At 36.3% G+C, this 15,343-nt stretch carries 14 protein-coding genes and 1 pseudogene; 10 read left to right on the top strand and 5 right to left on the bottom strand.

Going from position 1 to position 15,343, the window contains the following annotated elements:
* Positions 1-106: 106 nt before the first annotated feature.
* Both DCC35_RS02095 and DCC35_RS02090 read right to left on the bottom strand, forming a co-directional pair.
* The gene (locus tag DCC35_RS02095) at positions 107-469 is read right to left on the bottom strand and encodes a hypothetical protein (protein ID WP_137092575.1); all 363 of its coding nucleotides are present in this window, start codon (positions 467-469) and stop codon (positions 107-109) included.
* Positions 462-821, bottom strand: coding sequence for a carboxymuconolactone decarboxylase family protein (locus tag DCC35_RS02090; RefSeq protein WP_137089231.1), 360 nt, complete (start codon positions 819-821; stop codon positions 462-464). The genes DCC35_RS02095 and DCC35_RS02090 overlap by 8 nt, the downstream gene beginning before the upstream one ends.
* A 72-nt stretch (positions 822-893) precedes the next feature.
* Between DCC35_RS02090 and DCC35_RS02085 the strand changes: the two genes are divergently transcribed.
* Positions 894-1,580 carry a ComF family protein gene (locus tag DCC35_RS02085; RefSeq protein ID WP_137089230.1) on the top strand — a complete coding sequence of 229 codons (687 nt, stop codon included), beginning with the start codon at positions 894-896 and terminating at the stop codon, positions 1,578-1,580.
* A 49-nt stretch (positions 1,581-1,629) separates the two neighbouring features.
* Here DCC35_RS02085 and gldJ read toward each other — a convergent pair whose 3' ends face one another.
* Positions 1,630-2,826, bottom strand: a complete 1,197-nt coding sequence (gene gldJ / locus DCC35_RS02080; RefSeq protein ID WP_137089229.1) for a gliding motility lipoprotein GldJ — start codon at positions 2,824-2,826, stop codon at positions 1,630-1,632.
* A 330-nt stretch (positions 2,827-3,156) separates the two neighbouring features.
* Between gldJ and DCC35_RS02075 the strand changes: the two genes are divergently transcribed.
* Positions 3,157-4,719, top strand: coding sequence for a hypothetical protein (locus DCC35_RS02075; protein WP_137089228.1), 1,563 nt, complete (start codon positions 3,157-3,159; stop codon positions 4,717-4,719).
* A gap of 7 nt (positions 4,720-4,726) precedes the next feature.
* Here DCC35_RS02075 and DCC35_RS02070 read toward each other — a convergent pair whose 3' ends face one another.
* Entirely contained in the window at positions 4,727-5,113 is a 387-nt protein-coding gene (locus DCC35_RS02070) for a response regulator (RefSeq protein WP_137089227.1), read from the bottom strand.
* 195 nt (positions 5,114-5,308) lie between these two features.
* On the opposite strand from DCC35_RS02070, the gene DCC35_RS02065 reads away from it, so the two are divergent.
* The 6 genes from DCC35_RS02065 to DCC35_RS02040 all read left to right on the top strand — a co-directional run bounded on the left by DCC35_RS02065 (position 5,309) and on the right by DCC35_RS02040 (position 11,343).
* A complete protein-coding gene (locus tag DCC35_RS02065; protein WP_137089226.1) occupies positions 5,309-5,794 on the top strand; it encodes a MarR family winged helix-turn-helix transcriptional regulator in 486 nt (161 codons plus the stop codon).
* A 135-nt stretch (positions 5,795-5,929) separates the two neighbouring features.
* The gene (locus DCC35_RS02060) at positions 5,930-7,531 is read left to right on the top strand and encodes a sodium:solute symporter family protein (protein ID WP_137089225.1); all 1,602 of its coding nucleotides are present in this window, start codon (positions 5,930-5,932) and stop codon (positions 7,529-7,531) included.
* Between the two features lie 13 nt (positions 7,532-7,544).
* Positions 7,545-7,985 (top strand): GNAT family N-acetyltransferase, encoded by a 441-nt coding sequence (locus tag DCC35_RS02055; RefSeq protein ID WP_137089224.1) that lies wholly within the window; start codon positions 7,545-7,547, stop codon positions 7,983-7,985.
* On the top strand, positions 7,982-9,139 hold the full coding sequence (locus DCC35_RS02050) for a M20 metallopeptidase family protein (RefSeq protein WP_137089223.1): 1,158 nt from the start codon (positions 7,982-7,984) through the stop codon (positions 9,137-9,139). Before DCC35_RS02055 ends, DCC35_RS02050 begins: the two co-directional genes overlap by 4 nt.
* The gene (alr, locus tag DCC35_RS02045; protein ID WP_137089222.1) at positions 9,117-10,268 is read left to right on the top strand and encodes an alanine racemase; all 1,152 of its coding nucleotides are present in this window, start codon (positions 9,117-9,119) and stop codon (positions 10,266-10,268) included. The genes DCC35_RS02050 and alr overlap by 23 nt, the downstream gene beginning before the upstream one ends.
* Before the next feature lies 1 nt (position 10,269).
* On the top strand, positions 10,270-11,343 hold the full coding sequence (locus DCC35_RS02040) for an alanine racemase (protein ID WP_137089221.1): 1,074 nt from the start codon (positions 10,270-10,272) through the stop codon (positions 11,341-11,343).
* 68 nt (positions 11,344-11,411) lie between these two features.
* Here the strand turns inward: DCC35_RS02040 and DCC35_RS02035 are convergent.
* Positions 11,412-12,656, bottom strand: a pseudogene (locus DCC35_RS02035) (cystathionine gamma-synthase family protein); the annotation flags it as partial.
* A gap of 156 nt (positions 12,657-12,812) precedes the next feature.
* On the opposite strand from DCC35_RS02035, the gene DCC35_RS02030 reads away from it, so the two are divergent.
* A complete protein-coding gene (locus DCC35_RS02030) occupies positions 12,813-13,283 on the top strand; it encodes an Lrp/AsnC family transcriptional regulator (RefSeq protein WP_137089219.1) in 471 nt (156 codons plus the stop codon).
* Positions 13,284-13,358: 75 nt separating this feature from the next.
* Complete coding sequence (locus tag DCC35_RS02025; protein ID WP_137089218.1) at positions 13,359-15,287, top strand: cation:proton antiporter domain-containing protein; 1,929 nt, start codon at positions 13,359-13,361, stop codon at positions 15,285-15,287.
* Positions 15,288-15,343 lie beyond the last annotated feature (56 nt).

Raw genomic sequence — 15,343 nt, 5'->3', positions numbered from 1 at the left:
ATACTTGGCGATATTTTTGGATATACTATCTATATTATTTTTTTAATTGAAAACTTAAACTAAGCAATATATTTTAAACGGAGAAAGAGGGGCTTCCGTTTAATACCTACTCAATATTAAAATCCATTTCAGTATTAAAATAATCGATAATATTAAGTTTTAACAGTTTTTCCTGATCAAGCAAGTCAAAATGTGGTAATTTCTTTACAGGTTTCCAGTGAGGCCATCCATCTTCATCAATTCCTTCAAGTTCATAATATCCGGAAAGACTCAATACTTTGCAAATAGCAATATGCATTAAATCTTGTTTTTGTTCTTTCGAAAATCTTTTTGGGCCATAACCTAATTCCTGGACACCAATTAAAAATAATACGCTATTAAGATCAGCAGGTTTTTTGCCTACCGAATCCTCCAGCTTATTAAGTAAAGATTGCCAGGACCTTTCAAGGTCAAGATCTTTTTTATAGATCATTTGTTTCACTTTGTTTTAATTCATTCCAGAACTCAACGGCTCTGCGTAAATGAGGAATGACTATAGTTCCTCCAATTAAATTTGCTACAGAGAAAATCTCGTAAACCTGATCATCACTTAGATTTAGCTCATGGCATTTTGTCAAATGATACTTAACACAATCATCACACCTTAATACCATACTACAAGCCAAGCCTACGATTTCCTTTGTTCTTTTATCTAGAGCCCCTTCCTGAAAAGCATTTGTGTCCAGATTAAAGATTCTTTTTAATATTTTATTATTAGCGCCCAGAATCTCATCGTTCATTTTTGCGCGGTACTCATTAAATTCTGTAACTGAATTACTCATATATTTTTATTTATAAGAATGCAAAGCTAAATTTTGAAACCGAAATTGAAAACACAACCAAAACATTATTCAATGCTTTCCGATTTTATTTCATTATTTTTTCCTGAATATTGCCATTCGTGTGGCAATCTATTATTAAAAAAGGAAAATCAGGGACTATGTTTTAACTGTCTTTCTTCCCTTCCGGTTACAGATTTTCACCATTTCTTTCAGAATGAATTAAGATATCGGTTGAGTATTCGGTTTCCGGTTGCATTTGCATTGGCTTATTTATTTTACCGGAAAGGAAATCAAACCAGTATTCTTTTAGATGAAATCAAATATAAGGGAAATAAAAAGTTAATTTTTGACCTGGGAATCAGGTATGGAGAGTTATTAATAGAAAACAACACAAAACTTGAAGATTACACTTTAATTCCGGTTCCGATTCATGCAAAGAAAAAATCTATGAGAGGATTTAATCAAAGCGAAGAATTTGCTAAGGGGTTGTCCAGGGCTATTGGTTGTGAGTTAAGGAACGATTTAATATACAGAGCTTTTAATATGGAAAGCCAAACAAGTAAATCGCGGTGGGACCGATGGATAAACACTTCGGAAACCTATATTTTCAAAGATCATAAAGACGTACCGAAAAAGATTATATTAGTAGATGATGTAGTAACTACCGGTGCTACCCTGGAGGCGATATATGAATGTATTCCGGATCACATTAGTAAAGAACTTCAGATCGGTGTGATCTCTCTGGCTATCACCAAATAAAAAAACCCTGACTAATTAGCCAGGGTTTTCTTTTTCAAAATTTTATTTACTAGTAATTAGATCCTGCTCTAATCATAGCACAACGGAATCCAACAGTAGATGTCGCTGAATCTTCTTCTAAGTACCTTCTGGTACCTGGAGACATCCAGTATGCAACATCTTTCCATGAACCTCCTTTGTAAACTCTAGTTCTGTTACTGATTAGAGAGTTAAAGTTTTCAGTATCGTAACCATCTTCCTCATCAAGGAAACCTCCTCTTCGGAATGGGTTAAGGTCATCAACATCTTCGAATGATAGTGGGCGGTAAACATCCTGTACCCATTCGTTTACATTACCTGCCATATTATATAGACCGTAATCATTTGGTGGGTTATCATATACATAAGCTGTGATCATTGCACCGTCATTTAACTTACCGGCAATACCAGCGTAGTCACCTCGACCTCTTCTGAAGTTAGCAAGGAAGTAACCCATTTCTTTTCCGTATGGATTTCTTAATGCATGACCATCCCAAGGATAAATTCTTGAGTGTGTTTGAATTTCGTCTAACCACTGAGTACCGATCAATGCATAAGCTGCATATTCCCACTCAGCTTCTGTTGGTAGTCTGTAATCCGGAACAACAACACCACTTTCCAGAGGAATTCTGCCTCCTGAACTAGCATCTACTTCAATTCCAGATTCTTCGCTTAATCTTTGGTTAACTACTGCAGTTCTCCATTTACAGAAATCTGTTGCCTGAATCCAGCTAACTCCTACAACAGGATAATATCTGAAACCAGGATATCTTAGATAATGATCTACGTAACTATCATTGAATGCCAGTTCTTTTCTCCAAACAGTAGTGTCTGGAAGAGCTGATTGATAAAACTCAGGAGTTGAGTCTTTTTTAATGGCATGAAGATATTCTAACCAGTGAATGTTGGCTACCTCAGTTTCATCCATATAGAAACTGGCTACTGTAACAGTTCTTTCGACGTTATCACGACTGTTCATGATATCTTCTTCGAAAGATCCGAGTACCGTTCTTCCTCCCTCGATAAATACAAGGTTTGGTCCCACAGGCTGGTCGCGGTATTCGCTGACCTGAAAGCCTTCATCAGCATTATATTCTAAGCCGGTTGTTGTACTGACAGGTCCCGGGTTTTGCGCATTTGGCTGCGTCTTCATTTTACAGGAACCCATCACTGCTGCTACACATAAAAAAAGTGATAAGCGTTTTGCAGTTCTTGAAAGTTTTTTCATTGTGCTATGCTATTTTGAAAAAAATGAATGCTAATATATTAATATTTAAATATCTATTCAAAGATTACCGTTAACGCTTATGTAATCAATGGTAGATAAATGCAACATTTTTACAGTTTTAATGAAAGAGATTAATCTTCAATAAGTAAAACTGTTTAATTGCCTGTTTATTACGCATAATTAGTAAAAAAAAACTATGAAAGGAAAAAACCCTTCAATATTATCCTTCAAATGTAAGATAATATTTATGATTGCGTACATAAATAGTGGTATTACATTTATCTTTAACGTTCTTAATTTTAGAATAAGCGTATTTGGATTTTTAAAAGTATGAATAATTTTTTTGGAAAGAAAGTCTTTTTAATAGCATGGTTTGTTTTTCAAACACTTGTAGTATTTGCACAAAATACGAATGAAAATTTGTTATCTTTTCCTCAAAGTACCTATACTATTGAAGAAGGAGATACTCTTATTTTACCCGTAAATGCTTCGGTATCTTCTGATTCTGTCGAGATAGGTTTACGGGGAACAGCCAGAAAATTTTCTTATATCCAGAATGATACCTTGTTTATAGCTCCTGATTATTCTACAGTAAACAGACTTGATTCCCTTACAGATTTTCAATCGGTTGTCTTTATCCGAAAAGGAGATGAAATTTTATCAGAAGAAACATTGTGGTTTCGTGTAAAACATAAGAACCGGAAGCCGAGAACCTCGACTATTAATAAGTTTTATGTTCAGTATGGTGTTGAAAATAAATATCAAATCGATAAACAGGCTTTCTCAGATCCCGATGGTGATCCAGTTGTGTTTTTTGCAGATCCTGCCAGACTTCCGCAAGGACTAAAAGTTTCTCAGTCAGGTGAGGTTACCTGGAAACCCTCTCGTTATCAATTTAATAAATTACGCCGGACTCCATATGAATTACAATTTTATGTAGAAGACCAACCTTATAAAGCAAGATCTGAAGGAAGGCTTATTATTGAAACTACTCAGATCGATTTGCCACCGCAGATTAGCATGGTACCCCAAACGGATATTATAGAGATATATGAAAACTCAACAGTAAATATTAAGTTTTTCTTATCAGACCCTAACGGAGACGATGATATAAGTGGGTTTTATTTTGTGAGTGATAAAGCGGAAATTGATGATTCAGCTTTGAGAAAAAATACGGAATCACAATATGAGATGATCTGGACTCCTGATTATGATTTTGTCTCAGAAGAGGAAAAAATAGATAGTGCAAAACTGACATTTTTTGCTATGGATAAAAGTGGTAAAAAGGATCAAAAGAATGTCACTATTTTGGTAAAGCACGCAGAAAATCTGGCTAAAAAGGATAAGATCTTTTACGAACAGTATATTAATGTGCTGAGTGAGGTCTATATTCTAAGTGAACAACTGGAAGACAAAGAAAAGGAATTAGAAAAAAATTACAAGAGAGCCAGAAAGGGAAAAAAGAATCGATCCATATTGAATGCGACTTTAGGTGCTACCACCGGACTTTCTCCTATTTTTCTTGAAGGCGATGCAAGTAAAATGGTTTCCGGAGTAGGTGGAACTACTGTTGTAACAATAAATACGCTGGAAGCAACCGAGGTTATTGGGCGTTCTGCACAAGATCTCATGGAAAAAAGAAATATCGCTGCAGAGTTAAAAATAGAAGTGATCACCAAGGCTGATGCTTTTGCAAGAAAATATGCATTTAAAGAAGCACGCAGAACTCAGGAATTTCAGAATGACTATCAGAAACTAATGCTCGTATTAGCAGATAAAAGATTAGTTAGACTGGAACTCGATCCGTCCTACACTGTGAATCACAAGATCACAGAAAACAAATTGAAAAAGAAATTCAATGGATTTCAAGCTGACAGCTTCGATGAAGATTAAGCAGGACCTATAAAATTTTAGCTGGTTCAAGTAAATTAGCCACCTTGAGAGTGTCAAGAGGTTTAACTATATACTTGTACACTCTTTCATGATCTTTTGCTTTCTTAAAATCATTAAAATCTGGCGAACTGCTTACTATTAGAACTTTACCCTTTTTTTTACTTGAATTATACTTGTCAAGAAATTGCCAGCCTGACATATTTTTCATCTGGATGTCAAGAATGATCAAGTCCGGGTCTTCTCCCTTTTCTAAATCTCTCAATGCTTCATCCGGATCAGTATATTCATTTACACTAAAATGAGGGTAGTGATATGAAAGCATGTTTTTACACAACTTATTGCAAATAGGCTCATCGTCGATAATAAAAACTTTACTGATTTCTCTTGGACTCATTCTTTAAATTTAGCGGCTAAATGGTTAAAAAATTTTTGGAATGTGTCGAAAATAGGCAACAATTATCTTATTGTCAACAGTTTAAGCATCTTAATTTGCATTAATGGTACAAATGAAAAATATAGACCTTATTTATCGCTAAAATTCATTCAAATATTTATTTATCTTTGAGAAAATATTTTCTGCAGGAACAAAATGGAATATACTGACATTCTTATTGATTTGAGAAGGATAATAAGAGCCATAAACCTTGAAAGTAAAAGGATTCAAAAAAAATATGGTCTTAGTATTCCCCAATTACTCACTTTGAAATTTCTTAAGCAGTCAGACAAAGGGATGGCAACGCAAAAAGATATTAAAGCCCATTTAAATTTAAATGCGAGCACTGTTACAGGAATAATAAAGCGTTTGGAATCAAAAGGTTATGTAGCAAGACTTCCAAGAATCGAAGATAAGCGAAGCAGCCTCATCGCATTAACTAAAACCGGCCAGGATTCTTTTGACAAAATTCCTCCCCTGATGCAGGAAAAGCTGGAGACCAGTCTGGAAAAACTTGACGATATAGAAATTAATCAGATTAAATCATCAATTAATACATTGGTTAACTTAATGGATGCAGGCAAAATTGATGCTTCTCCATTATTAACAACCGGTGAGATAATATCAAATTCCAAGGAATAAAACATTTTAATTGGCACAACGGATAATTTCATATTAATTTTGTTTCACCTGAAACTATTTTTAATAAAAAGTTATCACAACCATTTTTAGTAGCACTAAAGCAAAAAGAAAGTTCAGTAGAAATCAAATCTCTTTATGAATATTATAGACCTGGCCATTTTTGCCATTTACATGATTGCCATGTTAGGTGTTGGGTTCTTCTTTTTACGAAAAAATGAAGGACTGGATGATTATTATGTAGGTGGTAGAGGGATGTCGAGCTGGCATATCGGATTAAGTGTAGTTGCAACTGATGTCGGAGGTGGATTTTCGATTGGCCTTGGCGGATTAGGATTTACGATGGGAATTTCCGGGAGTTGGATGCTTTTTACCGGATTGCTCGGAGCCTGGCTCGCCGCTGTATTTCTTATCCCGGTAGTTAGGGGAAATGCTGCATTCAGTAAATTCCACACCATGCCCCAGGTTTATGAGTATTTCTTTGATAAAAAGGTAGCGATCACTGCAGCCGTTATATCCGCTATTGGCTATGCAGGATTTACAAGTTCACAGATATTAGCCGGCGCAAAATTAGCTTCAGGTACTTTCCAGGAACTTAATTTATCTACGGCTTTGATCATAATGGGATCAATAGCTGTGGTATACACAGTGATGGGAGGAATAAAAGCAGTAATCTATACCGATACAATTCAATGGATAATTTTATTGTCCGGCCTAATTTTTATCGGAATTCCACTCTCTTATTATGCAATTGGTGGGCTTGAAGGAATTCGGGGTACAGTAAAACCCGAAATGCTTTCGCTTGCAAATATCAGTTGGCAGGATATTGTGTATTGGGTGGTTACAATTATTCCGATCTGGTTTGTCGGAATGACTTTATACCAACGAATTTATGCCTGTAAGGATGTAAAAACCGCTAAAAAAGCATGGTACATTGCAGGCTTATTTGAATGGCCAATAATGGCGTTCATGGGGGTAGCACTCGGACTTTTTGCACGTGTAGCTGCAGACCAGGGTATGTTTGATTACCTGGGAGCAGAAAATATAGCTCAGACAGATCCCGAACAAGGACTTCCGATGTTATTGAGAACCATTTTGCCGGTTGGTCTTTTAGGGTTAATGATGTCAGCCTATTTTTCTGCTATTCTTTCAACAGCTGATAGTTGCCTTATGGCTTCTTCAGGAAACATCGTTTCAGATTTCATTCAGAAGTTTACAAATAAGTTTGATTCAGAAAAATCGGTTTTAAGATTATCACAGATAGTCACTTTAGCCGTCGGAGTATTAGCAATTCTCATTGCAAGCGTAATGGAGAATGTATTAAGCCTGATGTTATACAGTTATGCTTTTATGGTTTCGGGATTATTTGTTCCGATCATGGGAGCCCTTTTCTGGAAAAGAAGCAGTCCGACAGGAGCCTTTTGGGGAATGATTACCGGAGGATTGGCTACAGCAATGTTACAGGCAAATAAAATAACTCTGCCTACTACTCTAACCGGGCCCGAAGTTATGGCCAGGTTTAATGAATTATCAAACCAGGTTGATTTGTCAGGAATTGCAACTCAATCATTAAGTCCCGGGAAAATTATCAGTTCAATAAACTCATCACAGATAATTCACGTTGACTATCTGGATGTGTACTTTAAACTTCCGTATAATCTGGATCCTAATGTATTCGGTATTACCGCTTCAGCATTCGTGTTTATTGTATTATCTTTAATATATCCAAAATCAAAATAAAACAGCTTTTAAAATGTCAGAGACAACATTAACAGTAATTAATAGTGAGACAGGTGAAGATAGCAAATTTACTAATGATGCTATTGCTACATTTTTAGCAGAACACCTTGACGAGTTCGGAGACGATAAGTCAGATATACTCAAGGCCATAGATTATGTATACGACCGCGGAGGAAATATAATTGTTGGGGCGGATGGTGATAAAATAGTAGGAGCCGTAGTTCTGAACGAAACAGGAATGGGTGGATATATTCCTGAAAATATCCTCGTCTACATTGCTGTTCACGGTGATAAAAGAGGAGCTGGACTTGGTAAAAAATTAATGCAAAAAGCAATTGAAGTTTCAAAAGGAGATATAGCTCTACACGTGGAACCAAATAACCCGGCTAAATTTTTATATGAAAAGATTGGGTTTACCAATAAGTATCTTGAAATGAGATTTAAAAACGCATGAAAGTAAAGATTGACGATCTTGTAAAGTTCAGGAGGACTTTACACAAGCATCCTGAACTTTCAGATAATGAAAAGCAAACTCAAAAGTGGATTTTAAAAAGACTCGAGAAGATTGAGAATGGGAAGGTTTCTTCAATTGGTAAAACAGGGGTAATAGTCACCTTTGAAGGTGATGAGCCCGGGCCTGAAATTATGTTGCGTGGAGATATCGATGCCTTACCTATTCAGGAGGAATCTGATCTGGAATATAAATCTGTAAATGATGGTGTTGCCCACCTTTGCGGGCATGATGGTCATACAACTATAATATTAGGAACTACCAGGCTTTTAGATCAGACCGGAATAAAAAAAGGGAAAGTTCATTTACTATTTCAACCAGCTGAAGAAAACGGCCATGGCGCAAGGGCAGTAATCGACGACCCTCTGTTTGAAGAGGTAAATCCGGATGTAGTTTATTCTCTGCATAACATTCCTGGAGTAGAAAGAGGTAAAATTCTTTGTAAGCAAGGGAGTTTTTCTTGTGCTGCAGATAGTATTATAATTAAATTAAAAGGAGTAACTGCTCATGCTGCTGAACCTGAACACGGAATTAACCCTATGGGTTTTATCAGTAAAATGATCAGTCAATTCGCAGAATTGCAAAATCCTGACTTAAGTAATAATGATTTTCAATTAATGACCCCCATTTACGCCCACGTAGGAAATACAAGTTATGGTGTAAGTGCTGGATATGGGGAGTTGCATTATACTTTGCGTACTAAACTCAATGCCAGGATGGCAGGTCTGAAAAAAAGTGTAAAGGATATAGTCAGGGAAGTTTGTGATGGAAAAATAAATTATGAAATTGATTGGACCGAATCATTCTTCGCAAACGTCAATGACGAACATGCAGTCAATGCAATAAAAAATGCGGCTGATAAATGCGGGTTAAAATATGAAGAAATAGATCTCCCATTTAAATGGGGAGAAGATTTCGGGCTTTTCACGGATAAATTTAGCGGAGCAATGTTTGGAATAGGTGCCGGAGAAGATGTTTCTGCCCTGCATAATCCAGACTATGATTTTCCGGATGAAATTATCCGTCCATCCATTGAAATGTTCATGGATTTAGTTGATCAAAAAAATCACTTAAATGAATCATTCGTCTTGCATTGAACTAAGTACCGAGGCTTACAGACACAATCTGGAATTTATCAAAAGCCAGATAAGTAAAAACACTGTGTTTTCAAGTGTTGTTAAAGGCAATGCCTATGGCCATGGTATTGAAGAGTTCATAAAAATTGCGCTCAATGCTGGAGTTGATCATTTTTCTGTATATAGCTCTTATGAAGCAAGACGTGTTTTTGATGTTATAAAAGACGAAAACTGTACGCTCCTGGTAATGGGAGATATAACTGAAAATGACTTTGAATGGTTGATCGAAAATGAGATAGAGTTTTTTGTTTTTGAGCAGGTCAGGTTACAAAAAGTAAAAGAAGTTGCTCAAAAACTCGACAAAAAGGCTATTTGTCATGTTGAGCTGGAAACAGGGATGAACCGAACCGGCTTTAATCCCGAAGATATCGATAGTGTTTTAGAGTTCTTTGAAGAAAATAAAGATACACTTATATTCAAAGCACTTTGCACCCATTTTGCAGGTGCAGAAAGCATTGGAAACTATGTGCGGATAGAAGAACAATGCAGAAAGTTTCTGAATGTCAAAAAACATTGTGAGGAATCGGGTGTTAAACCAGAGATGTATCATACCTGTTGTTCAGCAGCAATGATACGATATCCTTCGATGCATTTTGATATGGTCAGAGTAGGTATTTTACAATATGGTTTCTGGCCAAGTAGAGAAATCCTTATTGAGTATCTTAAAAACAAAGCGATAAAGGAAAGTCCACTGTGGAGATTAATCAACTGGAAAAGCTATATTATGAGTATCCAGAAAGTAAAGACCGGAGAATATATTGGTTATGGTACTACTTATCTTGCTGGACATGATATGAAAATAGCCATTGTTCCGATTGGATATGCAAATGGCTTTAGCAGAACTTTAAGCAACACAGGACGTGTACTAATAAGGGGAGAACGGTTACCGGTTATTGGTATTGTAAATATGAACTGCCTTCAAATCGATGTAACCGGAATTGAAGATGTTTCCATAGGAGACGAGGTTGTAATAATAGGTGATCAGGGTGACCTTGAAGTTACTGTGTCCTCGTTTGGAGAATTGAGTGATCAGCTCAATTACGAATTACTCACCCGTTTACCACTAGACATACCCAGATTTATAAAATAAAATGGCTTATCTAACACTTAATAAATCAAAATTACAGCATAATTATCAGTTTCTTAATAATCTGTTCAGGGAGAACAGTATCGATTGGGCTATTGTTTCGAAATTATTATGCGGGAATGAAAAGTTTTTACAGGAGATCATTAACCTAGGTATTTCAGAGATTTGTGATAGCCGGATTTCTAATCTAAAAAAGGTTAAGTCTTTAAATCCTGATGTTGAAACTGTTTATATAAAACCCCCGGCCAAAAGAAGCATATCCAAAATCGTTAAATATGCAGATGCTAGTTTTAATACCGAATATGAAACAATTAAGTGGCTCAGTGAGGAAGCGGTAAAGCAAAACAGACAGCACAAAGTAATAATTATGATTGAGCTCGGCGACCTCAGAGAAGGCGTTATGGGTGAAGAGCTCATGGATTTTTATGCATCGGTTTTCAAATTGCCAAATATAAAAGTTACCGGAATTGGTTCTAACCTGAATTGTCTGTATGGTGTTATGCCATCTACGGATAAGCTTGTTCAGCTCAGCCTCTATAAGCAATTAATTGAAACCAGGTTTAATGTAAAAATTCCATGGGTAACCGGTGGTACTTCTGTAGTGGTACCTCTCTTATTTAAACATCAGGTTCCCGTAGGTATAAATCACTTCAGAGTAGGAGAAATTTTATACTTTGGTAATAATCTCTTTACCGGAGAACTGGTTGAGGGAATGAAGCACGATGTTTTTAAATTATATACTGAGATAATTGAGATAACTGAAAAGCCTAAAGTCCCAATTGGTGTTTTAGATGAAAACCCAAGTGGTGAAACATTTAAAATAAACGAAGAGGACTATGGGCAGAGTAGTTACCGTGCCATTATTGATATTGGGTTGCTTGATATCGATCCGGATTATTTAATTCCAGAAGATGATGACCTTTCCATTTCCGGAGCTAGTTCGGATATGCTGATTATTGATCTCGGAGAAACCGATCGGGATATGAAAGTTGGTGATCTGGTTGCTTTCAATTTAAAATATATGGGAGCCCTCAGTATTTTAAATTCTAACTACATAGAAAAGAAGGTTGTAGATTAACATAAATTACTTAAGCATAAAAAAAGGCTGTCATTCGACAGCCTTTTGTTGTTTATTGAAGAAGGGTATTAAATTCTATCCAGTGCTTGCTTAATGTCTGAAATTATATCCTCCGGATTTTCCACACCGATACTTAATCGCACAAGCTTTTCTGTAATCGATACAGATTCTTTTATATCAGTTGAAACATCAGCATGAGTCATACTGAACGGATGTTCAGCTAAACTTTCAGTACTTCCTAACGATACGGCTAGTGTTATTAGATTTAGGCTATTTAGAAACTTGAAAGCCTCTTTTTCACCACCTCTAATATCAAAGCTGATCATTGCTCCCGGTCCTTTACATTGATTTTTATAAATCTCAAATTCTTTTGGATTCTCTTCAGCAGATAAATTTCCGAGGTAATAAACCTTTTCAACTTTTGGATGAGAGTTTAAAAATTCAGCAACTTTTGCAGCATTTACTGCCTGAGTTTCCATTCTCATTTTCAGAGTTTCAAGGCTCCTCATTAATAACCAGCCAGTCCAAGGCCCGGCCATATTTCCGAGGAATGTTCTCATCCCTTTTATTTCTGCCATCAATTCGCTACTGCCCAAGACTGCTCCAGCGATAACATCACTATGACCTCCGATATATTTTGTTGCAGAATATACAATGAGATCCGCACCCAGGTTCAAAGGGTTCTGCCATACCGGTCCAAGATAGGTGTTGTCTACTACAAATAAAGTTTTTGATTCCTCAGTGCTTAATTCCTTAGAAAGCTCAGAACACATATTGATGTCAATCAAGGAGTTGGTTGGGTTTCCCGGCGTCTCGACATAGATCATTTTAACCGAATCAGTAAGCCCTTTATCTTCCAGTTTTTTCTGGATATCAGCTTTAGAATCGGTTGCATTAAAATCAATGATATTAATACCAAATCGGGTTAATACATGATTGATAAAGTGATGTGAGCCACCGTAAAGAGGATTTGAATACAATAAAGTATCTCCCGGGTTTAAAAAAGTCAGCATTGAAGTACTAATAGCTGACATTCCACTTTCAAAAACAGCTGCATCATCAGCGTTATCCCAAAGGGTTAACCGGTTTTCCAAAATTTCTAAATCCGGATTATTTAAACGAGAGTAGATTAATCCCAATTCCTCATTTTCTTCTTTCTCTCTGAGTCCATAGGCTACTTCAAAAAAAGCTTTACCTTCCTCAGCATTTTTAAAAACAAATGTTGACGTTAAAAAAATCGGACACTTGAGTGCTCCCTCAGATAATTCCGGCTTATAACCGTAACTCACCATTAAGCTTTCTGGCTTCATATATGTCTTATTTGGGTTGTTCTTATCGCAGTATGAAAATAATTATGGAGAAATGCATTACCTTTAGAAAAGGTTTATTTCTTTTTACATTTAATAGAAAATTTTTCTTTATTGAAAGCTGATTAGGTTGTCCTATAGAAAAATATTTATGACCATCTTATGAAATTAGATCTAACAGACCTCCGGATTCTTAACGCCCTTCAGCAAAATGGTAAACTGACTATGAAAGAACTTGCTGCCTCAATGGGTTTAAGCATTACTCCTGTTTATGAAAGGATAAAGTATCTTGAAAAGCAAAAATATATCAAGAAGTATGTGGCATTGGTTGACAGGAAAAAGATTGGAAAGGAAATACTTGCTTTTGCGTCAGTGACTCTAACCTCCCATCAAAGACCAATGATTGAGCAATTCGAGAAGGAGGTTTTACCTTTAAAAGAGGTGATGGAGTGTTATCATATGGCTGGAGTAATGGATTATTTACTAAAGGTTTGTGTAGATGATATGGATGCTTATCAAAAATTTGTGGTAAATAAGCTCGCTGTAATGGAAAATATTGCCCAGGTCCATAGTTGGTTTATTTTGGATGATATTAAAACTGATACTGCAGTCCCAATACATATTCCTGATTAATTCAATTTTAATTTATTCAAATCCCTTTTATATTAGACTGGGATTTTATTTTTAAAAAATTTTTAGGCCAGCAATATGTTTGATTTAAATTTTTGGGTAGCACTTGGGGGTTTTGCGATTGTGGCAATTGCTGCCTGGAAGATTGCTGAATTTATTCAGAGCCGATTAGGACTTCCACGGATTACAGGCCTTTTGATTTCCGGTTTAATTGCAGGACCGTTTATTTTTAATCTTATTCCTTCTCATTCAATTATCCGGCTCGAATATTTATTTGATCTGTGCCTGGCATTTATCGCTTTTGCTGCAGGAAATGAATTAAAGATAAAAGAGCTTCGGTCTTCCGGGAAGGCTATTTTTTGGCAAACCTTAGGCCAAATGGTTGTGACTTTTCTGGTTTCTTTCGCACTGATTTACTGGTTGGTAAATAACCTGGAAGTATTATCTGAAGTATCTTCTGAGATTAAGTTTGGCGTTAGCCTCTTAGCTGCAACCATTTTTATTACCAGGAGCCCGGAAGCAGCCATAGCAGTTGTTAATGAATTGAGGGCACATGGACCTCTGACCAGAATCTCTATGGGTGTGATTGTGATAAAAGATGTGCTGGTTATAATGGTTTTTGCAGTCTGCTTTTCTATCGTTCAATCTTTATTACTCGGTCAGGAATTTAGTGGCTGGTTTGTTCTTTTATTATGTGCAAACCTAATCGTAACTATAACAATTGGATACTTTTTAGGTGCATTGATAGACAAAGTGTTAAGGTTTAACCTGAACTTTAAAGCTAGTGGAGCTTTAATTTTATTCTTTGGATTCGGGATTTTCAGGTTTACTGATTTTGTAAAACACGTCTTCGATTATTTCTTTCATATAGAAGTTTACCTGGAACCTCTATTAATCTGTATAGTTGCCAGTTTCCAGGTTACAAATTACAGTCGTCAAAGATTAGCCTTCTCAAAAATAATTCACGACCTGGGTCCATATATATATTTAATATTTTTTACACTGACTGGTGCATCTGTATCAGTTGATGTTTTGTTGAAAGTTTGGCCGATTGCACTGGGCCTTTTTGTTATTAGGATAATAGCACTTTTTGTCGGGTCTGTATCAGTTGGTCGCCTTAGCCGATTTAATTGGCCTAATACAATGAGGAGCTGGATGCCTTACATTACACAGGCAGGAGTCGCATTATCATTGACTACTGAGTCATTTGTGGTTTTTGGGGAATGGCAGCAAATATTTTCGACAACAATGATTGCCCTAATCGTAATTAATCAGTTTGTCGGGCCTCCATTGTATAAGTATTATATCCAAAAAGCGGGAGAAGCACATACTAAAGGTGCACTAAAAGGATTTGAAGGATCACGAGATGTTTTGATTTTTGGCAATGATCGACAAGCAATTAGTTTATCCCAGGTTCTTAAAGAGAATAAATGGAATGCTAAAATAGTAACGCTGGAAAATGAAAGTCTTGATGGAATTACAGAAGGCTTTGACCAGGTTATTATTCCAAAATTTAACAAGACCTATTTTGACGCATTGGAAATGGAAAAAGTAGAGTCAATAGTGCTGATGAGGAATGATGAAGAAAACCTGCAAATATGTGAAGAGGTATATGAAAAGTTTGGAATAGACCGGATCGTAGTCAAACTCAACGACCGCTATTTTTTCAATAAATTTCATGAGTTGGGAGCAAAAATCATCGAGCCTGGGACCGCTATTTTGTCTCTTTTGGATCACTACGTTCGTTCGCCGGAGGCAACAAGCCTGCTTTTGGGTATGCAGGAGCATCAGGACACCATCGAACTGGAATTGGTTAGTGATGAACTTCATGGAATGGCATTAAGAGATATTTCCCTGCCGGCAGATGTGATTGTTTTATCAATTAAGAGACGAGGGCATTTGATCATATCACATGGTTATACCCGTCTTAGAAAAGGAGATCTGGTAACTTTAGTGGGTGATAAAGATAGCCTGGAAGAAGTCAGTTTAAGATTCGAAAAAGATTAGTGTTCTTATTTGGATTAATTCTAAACAAGGCGTAGTTTTGCCTTGTCTTTAGAAAA

Origin of the sequence: Mangrovivirga cuniculi (genome assembly GCF_005166025.1) — a bacterium.
Lineage (GTDB): Bacteria > Bacteroidota > Bacteroidia > Cytophagales > Cyclobacteriaceae > Mangrovivirga > Mangrovivirga cuniculi.
The sequence above is the reverse complement of the archived record's forward strand: the minus strand, read 5'-3'. Positions and strand labels throughout refer to the sequence as shown.

What these genes read in the sequence shown, in the direction of transcription:
- DCC35_RS02090 (WP_137089231.1), bottom strand. Translation starts at nt 821, where the DNA reads ATGAGTAATTCAGTTACAGAATTTAATGAGTACCGCGCAAAAATGAAC.
- DCC35_RS02030 (WP_137089219.1), top strand. Translation starts at nt 12,813, where the DNA reads ATGAAATTAGATCTAACAGACCTCCGGATTCTTAACGCCCTTCAGCAA.
- DCC35_RS02025 (WP_137089218.1), top strand. Translation starts at nt 13,359, where the DNA reads ATGTTTGATTTAAATTTTTGGGTAGCACTTGGGGGTTTTGCGATTGTG.
- gldJ (WP_137089229.1), bottom strand. Translation starts at nt 2,826, where the DNA reads ATGAAAAAACTTTCAAGAACTGCAAAACGCTTATCACTTTTTTTATGT.
- DCC35_RS02065 (WP_137089226.1), top strand. Translation starts at nt 5,309, where the DNA reads ATGGAATATACTGACATTCTTATTGATTTGAGAAGGATAATAAGAGCC.
- DCC35_RS02055 (WP_137089224.1), top strand. Translation starts at nt 7,545, where the DNA reads ATGTCAGAGACAACATTAACAGTAATTAATAGTGAGACAGGTGAAGAT.
- DCC35_RS02050 (WP_137089223.1), top strand. Translation starts at nt 7,982, where the DNA reads ATGAAAGTAAAGATTGACGATCTTGTAAAGTTCAGGAGGACTTTACAC.
- DCC35_RS02040 (WP_137089221.1), top strand. Translation starts at nt 10,270, where the DNA reads ATGGCTTATCTAACACTTAATAAATCAAAATTACAGCATAATTATCAG.
- DCC35_RS02075 (WP_137089228.1), top strand. Translation starts at nt 3,157, where the DNA reads ATGAATAATTTTTTTGGAAAGAAAGTCTTTTTAATAGCATGGTTTGTT.
- DCC35_RS02060 (WP_137089225.1), top strand. Translation starts at nt 5,930, where the DNA reads ATGAATATTATAGACCTGGCCATTTTTGCCATTTACATGATTGCCATG.
- DCC35_RS02070 (WP_137089227.1), bottom strand. Translation starts at nt 5,113, where the DNA reads ATGAGTCCAAGAGAAATCAGTAAAGTTTTTATTATCGACGATGAGCCT.
- alr (WP_137089222.1), top strand. Translation starts at nt 9,117, where the DNA reads ATGAATCATTCGTCTTGCATTGAACTAAGTACCGAGGCTTACAGACAC.
- DCC35_RS02085 (WP_137089230.1), top strand. Translation starts at nt 894, where the DNA reads ATGCTTTCCGATTTTATTTCATTATTTTTTCCTGAATATTGCCATTCG.